Annotated in this window: 15 protein-coding genes; 9 read left to right on the top strand and 6 right to left on the bottom strand. The window is 32.5% G+C overall.

The window, feature by feature from the left end:
- From ACM0OP_RS21975 to ACM0OP_RS22000, 6 genes are all read right to left on the bottom strand, one after another.
- On the bottom strand, positions 1-403 hold a 403-nt coding region (locus tag ACM0OP_RS21975; protein ID WP_414530542.1), incomplete at its 3' end, for a transposase.
- 875 nt (positions 404-1,278) lie between these two features.
- Complete coding sequence (locus tag ACM0OP_RS21980) at positions 1,279-2,829, bottom strand: hypothetical protein (protein WP_414530543.1); 1,551 nt, start codon at positions 2,827-2,829, stop codon at positions 1,279-1,281.
- A gap of 147 nt (positions 2,830-2,976) precedes the next feature.
- A complete protein-coding gene (locus ACM0OP_RS21985) occupies positions 2,977-3,711 on the bottom strand; it encodes a phage antirepressor KilAC domain-containing protein (protein ID WP_414530544.1) in 735 nt (244 codons plus the stop codon).
- Between the two features lie 10 nt (positions 3,712-3,721).
- Positions 3,722-3,874 (bottom strand): hypothetical protein, encoded by a 153-nt coding sequence (locus tag ACM0OP_RS21990; protein WP_414530545.1) that lies wholly within the window; start codon positions 3,872-3,874, stop codon positions 3,722-3,724.
- Positions 3,875-4,387: 513 nt separating this feature from the next.
- Complete coding sequence (locus ACM0OP_RS21995) at positions 4,388-4,687, bottom strand: hypothetical protein (RefSeq protein WP_414530546.1); 300 nt, start codon at positions 4,685-4,687, stop codon at positions 4,388-4,390.
- Positions 4,688-4,782: 95 nt separating this feature from the next.
- A complete protein-coding gene (locus ACM0OP_RS22000) occupies positions 4,783-5,292 on the bottom strand; it encodes a hypothetical protein (protein ID WP_414530547.1) in 510 nt (169 codons plus the stop codon).
- Positions 5,293-6,269: 977 nt separating this feature from the next.
- On the opposite strand from ACM0OP_RS22000, the gene ACM0OP_RS22005 reads away from it, so the two are divergent.
- The 9 genes from ACM0OP_RS22005 to ACM0OP_RS22045 form a co-directional block, all read left to right on the top strand.
- Entirely contained in the window at positions 6,270-7,637 is a 1,368-nt protein-coding gene (locus ACM0OP_RS22005) for a hypothetical protein (protein ID WP_414530548.1), read from the top strand.
- A complete protein-coding gene (locus ACM0OP_RS22010; RefSeq protein ID WP_414530549.1) occupies positions 7,630-8,019 on the top strand; it encodes a hypothetical protein in 390 nt (129 codons plus the stop codon). The genes ACM0OP_RS22005 and ACM0OP_RS22010 overlap by 8 nt, the downstream gene beginning before the upstream one ends.
- Positions 8,020-8,088: 69 nt before the next feature.
- Entirely contained in the window at positions 8,089-8,454 is a 366-nt protein-coding gene (locus ACM0OP_RS22015) for a hypothetical protein (RefSeq protein ID WP_414530550.1), read from the top strand.
- A 23-nt stretch (positions 8,455-8,477) separates the two neighbouring features.
- On the top strand, positions 8,478-9,548 hold the full coding sequence (locus ACM0OP_RS22020; protein ID WP_414530551.1) for a hypothetical protein: 1,071 nt from the start codon (positions 8,478-8,480) through the stop codon (positions 9,546-9,548).
- Positions 9,549-9,585: 37 nt separating this feature from the next.
- Positions 9,586-10,233: a hypothetical protein gene (locus ACM0OP_RS22025; protein ID WP_414530552.1), complete on the top strand. Its 648-nt coding sequence runs from the start codon at positions 9,586-9,588 to the stop codon at positions 10,231-10,233.
- Between the two features lie 4 nt (positions 10,234-10,237).
- On the top strand, positions 10,238-11,278 hold the full coding sequence (locus tag ACM0OP_RS22030) for a hypothetical protein (RefSeq protein WP_414530553.1): 1,041 nt from the start codon (positions 10,238-10,240) through the stop codon (positions 11,276-11,278).
- A gap of 1 nt (position 11,279) precedes the next feature.
- A complete protein-coding gene (locus tag ACM0OP_RS22035) occupies positions 11,280-12,560 on the top strand; it encodes a hypothetical protein (protein WP_414530554.1) in 1,281 nt (426 codons plus the stop codon).
- 5 nt (positions 12,561-12,565) lie between these two features.
- Positions 12,566-12,736 (top strand): hypothetical protein, encoded by a 171-nt coding sequence (locus ACM0OP_RS22040; protein ID WP_414530555.1) that lies wholly within the window; start codon positions 12,566-12,568, stop codon positions 12,734-12,736.
- Between the two features lie 76 nt (positions 12,737-12,812).
- The coding region (locus ACM0OP_RS22045; RefSeq protein WP_414530556.1) for a hypothetical protein at positions 12,813-13,097 on the top strand (285 nt) is incomplete at its 3' end.

The following is a 13,097-nucleotide window of genomic DNA, read 5'->3' on the forward strand; positions in this document are numbered from 1 at the left end:
CTAATGCCTTCAGGACTATTTCTTGATTCAACTTGTTGACTAAGTTTATATCTATTCTTTCTCGAAAGTGAACCAGCATTGACGGGTCAAATGGCGGTTTATTACTGTAGGCTGACATTCCTATAAAGTATTGTAAATAGGGGTTCTCCCTGATTTGCTCTACTGTTTCCCTGTCACTTGTTCCTAGTTTCTCTTTGATTATCAATGCCCCCAGTGCCATTCTAAATGTTTTTGCTGGTGCGCCTATTTCTTCTGTAAATATGGCTGCATATTCTGATTCAAATTCTGTCCAAGGTATTATTGTCGCCAAGACTACCCAACGGTTATCTGAGGCTAGTTTTCCCCCAAAGGGTAGTTCAAATCTTTCTGGCGGCGTGTCTTGTTTATGCGGGTTTCGATACATTTTAACGCATCTTAATGCAAGGGTTTTTACCTATTTTACCCTTTTTCCTGCCACTTTATTCCTCTTTTCTGACCCTGAATCTCTCTATTTCTCTAGCTTTTGGCTTTTTTCAGCAAGCCCTAATTATTGATATGAAGGGGCTGATTTTTGAACTGTCCATGCTCCAACAAACCCTACAATTACTGAAATAAGTAGAACATAGCCATACTAAACTTTGTTAGGCATTTACTTAACCTAAGCATTTAACTAAATTTTACATAAAAATATACTAGTTGCTTTTTGCAAGCATTAAAATCATATATATAGTTGTAATGGTTCTGGAGTTGGTCAAGAACAAATAAAATACTTTTCATAATTTTTGTTTTTTTTGGGGAAATGGCATATTATATTAAAGCTGCTCAATAGGGCAGTTTTTTTTATTAGTAATTGTTACCATTTTTGGGTGGCTGATACAGTTTCATTTCTAAGTAAATAGTTATATATTATGTGTTTTAAATAATACTATTATTTTGTATTAATTTCTAGATAACTCATAGTGTTTATAGCCTGTAATCTATACTGGGTAATGGTTATAGCTATATTGTAGTACAGACTATACCATACATGTCTCTCTCTCATATATCTCCCACACTTATCTCTTTCTACCCCTCTTCTCCACATTTCTTCCTCCACCTGTCTCCTTCCTCTCCCCTCTTACCACCTATCTCCTTCCCCCTCTCTCCTATATAATTTTTTTGAAATTCCTGGATTTCAGCCCCCCCTATATTTGAAGCAGGTTTAATTTACAACTCTCCTAAAAAACAAATCTAAAGTTTAGTGTTCTGTTCCATCTTCTCTAAAGGAAAATAACACTAAACTTCAATGATAAGTTTTTTTTATAGAAAAGGTTTCTCTTCTAAAAAAGCATATTTCAAACCTGAATTTCTTTTAGCAATATCCATTGCTTCTTGAGGTATTTCTCCAATAGTAATTAGTCCATCATGCTGATTACTCAAACAACGATATCCAAAGTGTTCACTAATTATAGTTAAATGATGAATATAAGCTGCTTCTGAACCTTGCAAAAAGAAAGCTGATATCCTTCTTTTCAGTTCATGTAATTTCTTTTTATCCCATTCACCTTTAGCAGTTTGATACTCAGTCAAGTTAAAAGTTATACCTGTCTTATTTACAACTAGCTGTTTACCATGAGGATAAATAGATTGATCTGGTATGTAATCTTTTAGCAACCAATCCTGCCAAGCATCAATACAAACCTTCAATGGAGCTACCACCTCAGCAAACTTGTTATAGTAGGTCATAGCTAAATATGCATTTCCTTGAGCTTCCTGACATAAAGCCTTAATGATAGCTTTGTTAGGATAATCTATCTGCTCTATCATTTGCTCATTTATTTTTTTAAGAACCTTGACAACTTCAAAGTTCTTGATTTTTACATCTTTTTGTAAATAGCCTCCCATAATTAGTGCCATAAAGCACTGCTTCCACCTATCTTTACTAATACCTACTTTATCAGCATATACCTGTTTGTCTTGACTTAAGTATTCATGCAACCAAGAAGTATCAATATTAGCCTTTTCAAACCATTGAATTAGACCGTACACTTGACTAGATTTTAGGTCATAGTTTTTAATACCAGGAATACCACTGAATCCTTGCTCTTTCATTTTTCTGGAGCATCCTTGCATACCAGTCCCTAATTCAGTTAACCTGCCAGACATTTGAGGGTCACCAAATATCACTTGATACTCTGCTAAACCATCACTTAATTTAGTGTGATTTTGTTTAATATGCTTAAGGCAATAATCATCCACAATGAAAGCTTTCCAGTCCTTTTGACTACTACAGAGCAACTGATCTCTTAAGCTTTCTACATGTGCTTCCAAAGCAACTAAGTTAACAACGCACTTATTAATTTTATCCATAGCATTCAAAATTAGATCAGGATGATAATTATTATTTTGGTTTTTTCTATAATAACGCACCTGCTTATTCATTTTTTTACTTGTCATCAAATTGTAATACTGGCAGGTAGTATACTCCTCAGTAGTTTCAGGAGAATGATTCAGTATTTCTTCCATTATATCTAAAGGAGTTCTAAAGCAGCGACACAAACCATCTTTTCTAGAATAGGTTTGCTCTAAGAATGAACCATCAGCAAGCTCAATCTCATCTAATACTTTGATTTCTAATAAACCAGCACTTTGCAGCTTTTCTAATTGAATCTTTGTTTTACCCCACTGCTTTCTAATTAATTCTGCACTAATAGGAACCCAACCATCTTCTTTTTGTATAAAGGATATTAAAGTGCTACTGTAAACATGAACAAAGAATTGATAATCAGATTTAGTAAAGTCTTTTAATAAAGTATCTAGATAAGTTTTAACGGACTCAGGACTTCTGAAGGTATTGATAATGTAAGACATATTTAATTTTTTATAATGATGAGAATAATATTTGTATTACATGAAATTATGTAGTATAATGTAGATAAGAATAAAGCATATTTAATTTTTTATAGTTTGTAATGTAGTATCTTTAAGAGAGGGAATAACCCCCTCTCTTATAATTTATTAAGCAATTAATTTACTACTAAAAAATCCAGCTTTCTCTAACCTACGCTTGATAAAACTCAACCCTTTTTGAGTAACCAAAGTCACTAAAATAACTTCACCATTGTATTTATTATACTTTTCAACTACAGTAAAATGACCTAAATTTACATACCTTTGATAAGGTACTTTATTCTTTTGTAGTATCTCTTCAGATTTAAGGAAATTGAATAAATTATTCTGACCCATGTTAGGAATTGAAAGTATTTTAGCTACTTCAGCTATTTTTAGAAACTTGCTTGAATCTGCAATTACATCATACATTTCAGCCTTTGGAGTCAAATCAACCAACTTAGCTTGAGCATCAGCCGCCACTAATGATAAAGCTTTCTTTTCTTTCTCTGAGGCTACTAAACACTCTAAAGCTTCAATGTAATTCTGAGGTAATTTTAATACTGACTTAGCTTGGTCAAATGCTTTAACTAGATTAATCTTTGCACGTCTGACTTTAGGAGTATTGTTTGAATAAGTTAAACTCAAGTAACTTTGATTTTCATTCAAATAATAGAAAGTTTCAGCATATCTAATATCTCCAGCCTCCGTTTCCAGCGCTACCTGACCAAACTCTTCAAAGTCAACTTTATAAGTTTTAATTAGCTCTTTAAAGTTCTTATGTAGAATACCTAGTTCTTCAGCAATCAGTCTAGAGTCAATTACAAAGGTAGAATTAATATTGTGTACAATTAAATTAGTCATTATAAGTTATTTATTGTTGAGTGTTGTTAATGTTGTCTAAATAAAATTTAACTGCTAGACGATGAATGTCAGCTTTTTTTAACCCTTTTGATTCAGCTATTTGTTCAAGCTTCTCATTACTTCCTTTAAATAATCTAATTGCTGTTTGTGGGTCTAATTTCATAATAAATAATAAGATTAAATTAATGTGTTTTCTTATATTACTAATATAGCATCCCTTTGGTGTTTAAGTAAATCCATAAAGATGTATAAACTGGGCATTAATAAAAAGCCCGCTACTTAAAACCATATATAGATAATCCCTAATAAGAAAGAACAAAGCAAACTGTAATTAAATAATTTATTGGATTATTGTCATAACCTCAGACAACTCAAACCAGTTGTTTCAATATGGTTAATTACTGAAGAGTTGTTGCTTTGTTTTGTAACTTAGAAATGATTTATTGGAGATAGTTTTATGAAATAACTCATTGGAGATAATTAAAATCCAGAAAACTTACTACAAATAACTCATTAGAAATAATTAAAATGCAGAAAACTTACTACAAAATAGTTAAAATGCAGAAAACTTTGTAGCAAACCACATATACTAATCTGCATTTATCAGGTGTAGTATTTACTTATACAGATTACTACTTATAATCTACACATTTACCATGTAGTATATGGAGTATAGTTAAAATAACCTACTTGATTTTACTTGATGAGTTTTAAATTCAACAAACTCACTGTGTATGCCTGTTATAAAATCTTGAGCTACCTTACTTTCAAACAAGTGAATAATTAATAATTCTATATGACATTGTTCTAAAAAGAAATCACCTTTTGAAGTCCATATACCCCAGCCAACGTCATTAAATAATTTGTAATTATTCTGTACAATTAATTTAATTTTAGAGTGAGGTACTCTTAATAATTTAGATACTTGTGTAGAATGTAACCGCCAACCATTTTTAAATTCTATTTGTAATACCATAACTAAATATTAAATAATCTACATTAGTTATGACATTATTATTAGTTAAGTAGTGAGTGAGTGAGTGATTTAATTATTATTTAACTAATAATTTATTAGGTTAGCTGCTTCATCATACTTTGTTCCTTTTGTAAAATAGCTAGAACAGCTTGTGATTTATTTTTATAACTAATACCATAACCCACACACAGTTCTTTGAGTTCAGCCGCCTTCATTGTTTTTAACTGTGATTCTTTAGTAAAATTATTATTACTCAACTCATTATTAATTAAATCCACAATAGCCACCTCACTATTAGAAATCTCCCTATCTTTCTCTAAAGGAAGATATACAGCCTTCTCATTTAATGAGCTATCTACTGAACCAATGTTTTCTAATGTATTAAAAATAAATGAGCTATCTACTTTATTACAAACTGTAGGTTCAGTTACTACATCCTGTCTACTTAATTTTAAATAAAAAGATTTAGCTAAAATTAATACCCCTGTCAGCATTAAAAATATTACTTTAATTACCTTAATTACAAACCTAATTGTTACTTTGAAATCAGCTATAAATTCTTCTGATTGTACTTGAGTCAATGATTGTTGAAAATATGTATTCATGTTATTTTATGTCCTGTGTAAATAAAAAAAAGATAACTAAAACTGAAGCGTTAGTTACCTGTGAAAAACTTAGGGAGTATACCCACTTATGGTGAGTGATATTAAAGTTATCCTGTCTGCTTTAATTAATACCTATTAGTGAAGCTTAATTAACCTGATGTGAGCAGTTAACTAAGCTACTATGCTCTTGGTGAGTTACCTCATTTGTGAGAGGCTCACAAGCTAACTACTTAAGCGTATTGGCTCAGTAGGTGAGTGACATAGGTTAACTACAAGTGAGAGGCTACAATGACTCTTAAAGAATAAAAGAGTGAAGACTTGTTCTATGTAAACTTAGGGAGTATACCTCTGACATAACCACCTACTAACACAGTTTGATGAGTTCATTCCTTATCTGAAGTTAGGTACTAACCATTGTGTTCCCTAACTCCAAGGAGATGTAGTCTGTGAATACTAACCCAAAGTTTTCTTCACAAACTATTAACTCATCAAAAGCGTTCAGTGGAGTCAACTTATGACTTAAAGTACAACCCCAACCTCAATGTAATCTGGAGGACTTACTGTTAAGATATGTATCCTAACTTAAAGTACAACTCCTACATGTGAAGTATCATGGAGGACTTACCATCATAAGATGTATCAAGCAGAATAAAGACCGCACACAATCCCATAAAGGGCAGAATAAGTCTCGCACACAATCTTGATGTTGACTGTCAAAGATAGCTCTATTAAAAAGGGTAGCACAGTATGCCACCCATTTAATTAATACCCCACATAAAGAAAAGTTTTTATGTACCCCTGCCGCCAAATTTGACCTGCCCCTGTTCCCCCACTCCCCAGTATACATACCTTAAACACAACACGTATCTCCATACAAAACTCTATTACTTAAAACTGTATTAATATGGTTCTGTTATATCCCACTTTTAATTACTATGAATAAAGTATACAATGAGTATAAGTAAAACTTTATATACATGGCTTCTAAAAAAGAATTAATAGATGCTTATGAAGGCATCAATCCAGCTAATTTTAAAGAGTTACCAATTAAGTTAATTCAACTAGTCACAGAGCAAATAAGAGATTTTATTTTAGGGGATGGTTTCCAACAAAAGATTAAATTTCTAGCCATTAATTCTGAACAACAAGAAACTTTAAATTTACAGTTAGACCAAATTAATCTGTATAGATTACTGAATGATATTTATCTAGAAGTACCAACTACAGGTGAAAGTTTTATTGAAGTTTTTGAAGGTCAGCTAAGACATATTCAAGCCCTTGATATTCAAGAAGTTAAGGTTGATCCTAATGACCCCATGAAAGTTGTTTATCTGCGGGAGAATAGAGAAGTTTATGACCCTATCAAGAATAATTATACTGATATCAAAGTAGAACATTACTTAACATTAGTTAATGAATCCACTGAGCTAAAATTATTTGATTTACCTGAGTACAGATATTTCAAAAAGATAGGTAATTCTGACCCAATAGAATTAGGAGATCATATACCTATTTTTAGGATTGTAGATTCTTTAAAAGGAAGGGAAGCTCAATCTGCAATTGAAAGAATAATTCATTTACAGTTAGAGTATAATGAAGTCCGCAGTAGGATTCACACAAATGGTAAACATCATAAACCTCAGATTTTTACAATTGGAACTTCTGCACCTGCAATTATTGGTAGATCTAATTCATCCCCTCTTGAGAGTATAGAGTCTGCTACAGGTTCATCAGCTTTCCAAACAGCATTTACAGATAGTAGTGCTTCAATACTACATCTTCCTATCAGTAATGCGGCTGCTGAATTAGGTATCAGTCCTAAGATTGGATATCTACAACCTCAAGATTCACCTTATCTGGAAAGACAGAGATTAATCATTCTACAGGATATTTATAATTTAACTGGAGTAATGATTTTAGAACTACAGAATGCTAGATCAGCTAGTAGTGCATCTTCTCTATCAATTCTATATGAGCCATTAAGAAGAGCCACATTAAGCAGAGCTAGTTATCTTATTTCAGCACTTAAGAATATCTTCTCAGAACTAGGTATTGATATTCCTTTTAGGGTAGAACTACCTGACATGATGCCAAGGGATTTACAAGATAAAGCATTACAAATAGAAGCAGTTAAATCTAAATTAATTTCTAGAAAGAGATATTTAATTCAGTTTGAAGGTTTAACTGAAGAAGAAGCTGAAAAAGAACTTAAACAGTTAGATTCAGAAAAATTACTAAGTATGCAATACTCGGCTGCTATTACTGATAATACTGATATAGCTAATGCTGATGGTAAAAGTATACTTGAAAATGCACCTATAACTGGAGAATTAAATAATGAATAACCCAGAAACAGAACAAATAACAGAACAACCAATAAATGAAGAATTAAATTTAGGTTTAGATACAATCACTCCTAGTAAACCAGAGATTGATTATGAAGCTGCCTTAGCTAAAACTAAACCTGACTTTCAGAGAATAGCTAAACTGTTAGGGCTACAACCATCTGGTTCTTCTCAAGAAGAAGTAGAAGCAGACTTTATAGCTAAACAAAAGTCTTTAGAATCAGAACTAAAAGAGACACTGGTTCCTAAGATTCAAGCTTCAATAGAGACTACATTAAGTAAAAATTCAGATAACAAAGGTGTGGTAACAAAACCTGGAGTATCTACAAACAAAGCTTCTATTAAAGAAGAACGCAGAGTTAAACCTTGGCGTGGTTATTAAAATGACAAGTTTCACTGATTATTCAATTTCAATTAAACATTAATTATTCATAATTCATAATTTAAAAATATGTTAAATGTAGCTTACAACGTTGTCAAATACAGATTTATTGCTTCATCTCACTTAGATGGTTCTATTGTAAATTTAGTCACAGCAGTAGACATTCCTGAAGGCTCAGTAGTTTCTATTAATAATCAAGGTCTAGCAATTTTAGCTACTGCTACCACTGTTCCTGTTGGGATAGCTAGATATGCCCGTAAAGCAGGTACTATGCTGGCTGTAGATCAAGATTGTATTATTGAAAACAAAGGTACTTCACTGGCACTTACACCTGGAACTGCTGTTTTTGCTGGTGCTGCTGGTGCTGTTGCTGGCAGTGGAACTAATAAAGTTGGAGTTGCCTTGACTGCTAACAAAGTTAAAATTTCTATCTAATTTAAATAAATACATAAAAATATATGGTATACAACACTACTTTTTTTGGTGAACTTTCTACTAATGATACTGAACTAGTTACTATTGATAATCAATCAGTAGTTTCTATTATCAGAGAAGTGGATCAGGACATGTTATTTTACAATGACATGAACTCACGCTTCTTTGCTCCTTTAGCAGAACCAATTGCTACTCCTCAAAAGTTGGTTAAGTATTATGATGGAGAAGTTTTAGAATCTCTAACTGAATCAGCTAGACCTTCTTCACGCTCTACTGTATGGGATTACACACAAGAAATCCCTTTTGAAGAGTTTATGACTGCACTTACTCTTAGCACTAGAGCTGTTAAGTTAATGACTGCTGATGAAATTGGTGGTTATGTACAAGCTAAACTTACCTCTTTCCAAAAAGCAAGATTTAATGCTCTACGTCAAAGTATATTTAGTAACACTAATCGTGTAGTAGTTGACAGTATTCAAAAATATCAAACTACAACAATTCCTTTTTACAATGATGCAGCTTCTACTTCAGCCCCTAGTGTTAATGGTTACACCTTTGTCCCAGGAGATTTACAACATTATAATGGTGTTGCTTCTGCTGGTAACCCTACTGTAGTTGATGTTAGATCTAAACTTATTGATAAAGTCAGACATCATGGCTTTAGACAGTTAGAGATTTGGGTTAGTGATTATGACTACAGCTTAGAAAGCTTACCTGAGTTTGTACCAGCAGAGAATCAAATTGGACGCTCACTTGATATTAAATCTGGTTCTGCATCTAGTGAAAGACAACGCCCCTTAAGTGCTTGGGAAGGTTTAGTAGGTTTTATTAGTAATGTTCCTATTATCAAAACACCCATAGTTCCTGTAGGATATGCAGTTTGTCTAGGTACTGATGGTGGAGCAGGTAGAACACCTTTCTTAAATAGAATCCCTGCTATTGCTAGTTTGGCTGGATTGCAAATTGATATCAAATCTAACTTTGCTTTAGAAAACACAATCATGTCAGATGGTTGGGGTTATGCACCTAATCACCGTGGGGCTTGTGCTGTACTTCAATTAACTGCAACTACTTACACTGCACCCACATTTTAATTAGCTAGGAGGGTTTAATTCCCTCCTTTAAAACATTATGTTTGCAGATTTAGAAAGATATAAAGCACTAGAAAAAGAAATAGAAATAAGTTCAATTGTCAATCAGTTTTCTGGTTTAGTTTATATACCAGCTTTAACTTATGTAACATTTGAATCAACTCTTAAAAGTGCGGGTACAGTAACCATAAATGTAGATAATGCCACTTGCACTTTACAAGGTAGCCTTACTATTTATCCAGCTTATTTTATTCCAGGTCATATAGGAAGTGAAGCTAGTTTATCAGTTAGTAATACAACATTTAATAATCCTGGATTTGAAGGATTATTTGATAAAGAAGTATTAGTAACACATTTAAATCCTAGCTTATGGTATCCCAATAATTACCCTGATGCTTCATGGAGAACTTTAAGACAAAATCCTTTTAATCCTACTTATGCTTTTCATATAGGAACTTCCAAAACTTATGGTATTACCAGTTCCTATTATCAATATAATAATTCAGGTATTTTTTTTATTAGCCTTTTAGAATCATATAAATCACCTGATAATGTTAATGTGGATGTCAAAGTTAGTTCTTCTAGCATGACTTATGAGCCATATACTGCTAGTGGTAGTGGGATTCAAGGTTTACCTAAAAATACTGTAATTAATTATGTTAAAAGATTCCCTAACAGACTAATTTAAAATTATGACAGTTTCAATTAATTGGACTGATTTCTTTAATAACTATGTAAGACCTTCTTTAAATGACACTACTACTAGTATTGTTGATAGTAATAGAGCAAGCTTATTAACTCAACTTGTAATATCTGATCTTCAAGCTAAAGGTTTAGAAGATATAAATTCTATTATAACTGCTGGGGCTATTACCTCATTAGAAGCAGATGTAATTGATGCTTGGAACTTAATAGGCTTTGGAGTTAAATATTACTATGTTAATGACCCTGTAGTAAAGTATGATTCTGCTTCTGGTACTTCAATTACTAGAGATAGAGAATTAGTAGAACAAGCACAAACAGATTATTTTCTACACTTCAAAGCGTATATAACTATTCATAAATTAGCTACTCTAACTGCTGCTGAGTTCTGGACTCAACAAGAAGTGTTAGATTTGATAGCAGGTGGGGCTTCTAAGTCTTGCTGTAAAGATAGTTTAGAAGATAAAATAGCTTTCTCTGATGCAGAAACTAGAAATAGAATAGCTGAAATTGCTAGAGAAGAAGAAAGAGATTTAACTGTTGGTGATCAAAAAAGATTAACTGCTATTGAGTTAAAACAACTTGATAGAGCTTATGAATTAGAAGACAAAGCTGCCCTAATAGAGAAAACTGCTACTAATGGTGCATGGACTTCAGCAGGACAATTTACTATATCTTACTTAGTTGATCATCAAACAGAATTAGAAAACACTGTACCTTTATTACAGTTAGATTTAGATAATGATTCTTTTGGTATACCTACTGTAATTGAAATACAAACTTACACTGGTGGGTTTATTGATACTAAGAATTACAAGAGATTAGATATTGAACTTGTTGCTACTGCTAATGTCAGCTTTGTACTAAAAGAATTAGTGGGTCTTAGTTGGCAAGAGGTTGGTACTTTATCTACTGATAACACAATTGTTAAAAGCTATTCGTTAGTTAATACAAATGTAATTAAAGTTGAAATTACTGGCACTGAAGCTAACACTCAGTTATTTATTAGAGGAACTTTAAAGGGGTATTAATATGGCTATTGAAATAAATCCAAGCACTCCCACTAGCCCTATTCCAACTGTTAATGGTATTTCTGTTATTTGGTTAGGAGAATGGCAGTCCACTAAGATTTATAGACGCAATCAAGGAGTATTTCATGATGGTTCTTCTTATAGAGCCAGCAGAACTACAACTGAAGAACCTAGCTTAACTGCATTAGATTGGGATTTACTTGCTCAAGGTGGAGATGGTGCAGCTTCTGATCCTAGTCCTTCTGCATTAAATGAATTAACTGATGTAAATATTTCTCTACCTGTTGATGGACAAAGTTTAGTTTACAACAGCACAACCCAAGAATGGGTTAATGACACCATAACATCTGAATCTAGTGGTATACCTATTTCTGAAAAAGGTACTCCTGATGGAGTTGCTACTTTAGATATTACTGGTAAAATTCCAGATACTCAGATACCAAATGAAATCACTAGAGATACTGAATTAAATGCAGCTCTAGTTAGTAAAGCAGATTCATCTACAACTAATAGTCATATCAGTAGCACCTCTAATCCTCATTCAGTAACAGCTAGTCAAGTTGGTAATACTACTGCTCAATGGAATGCTAACTGGCTTCAAGGAAGAATTATACAATCTGTAGCACCTACTAATGGTCAAATATTATCTTACAGTACAGGAGACAATAGATGGAATGTAGTAACTCCTCCTGCTGCACAGAATCTTGTTGCTCAATGGAATGCAAATCAACTTCAATCAAGATCAATTGCTACTACTGCTCCTAGTGATGGTCAAGTATTAACTTATAGTTCTGCTAATACCAGATGGGAACCCCAAACTATTAGTGGTGGGGGTGGTGGAGGTGCAGGTAAAGTAGTTCAAGTTCTTTATGGAAGTACATCTACAGCAATAACAATTAATTCAGCAGATAGTTTTACTTCTACAGGATTAGAAATAAGTTTTACTCCTACTAGTCTTTCTAATTTTTTATATATTACAGGTGTTTTAAATAATCCTTTAAAATCTAGCACTACTCCTTTTACTGCCACTTGGATAAGTGGTTTACACCTTCAAGTTACATCAGGTCCAAATGTTCTTATAGTTCCTTTAGCAATAGATATTGGAAGACTTCATGATTTTAGATACATGAGCCCTATTCATTTTGCAACAAGAGTACAAGTTCCTTATACTGCTTCTAGTGTTTACAGAATAAGAGCAAATATCCAAGGTACTAGCATAACTTTTAATACTGGTGGAGCTAATAATGTTTCTACAATGACAATTATGGAAATTACACCTTAATAATTATGATTAAAAAAACTTTATATAAAGCAAAAGGTATTTATACTTACCTTAAAAGAAAAAGATTAAATCAAGGTATCCCCCCTATTAATCCTCCTCCTGAAAATCCTGATCCTGACCCTGTAGATCCTACTCCTTTAAATTCACCAAATAACTTAATAGCAAACTTAATATAATTTAAATTAAAACAATGACACTAAAGAATTACCACTTCACACAATTGAAGATTATGATCCCTTATGGTTTTTAATAATGAAGAACAATTATAATACTGCACAAGTATCAGTCCCTGTTGATATTCAGAGAGATGCTTATTTTACTACCAAAGATACAATTACCAGCGCTCCTTTAGCAATACTATTGACTTTACTTATAGTTGGTGGAGTTACAGCTTTCTTTTTAAATTATTTTTTTAAATTTGTTAACCAAGAAGTATGGGTATCTGTTAAAAGTTATTTAGTTTCTCAAACTGAAGCGGTTAAAACTTTTTCTGAAACAAGCAAAGATGCTACTAAACTTATTTCTCAAATAGACTCT

Origin of the sequence: Nodularia chucula CCY0103 (assembly GCF_963923915.1) — a bacterium.
Classification (GTDB): domain Bacteria; phylum Cyanobacteriota; class Cyanobacteriia; order Cyanobacteriales; family Nostocaceae; genus Nodularia; species Nodularia chucula.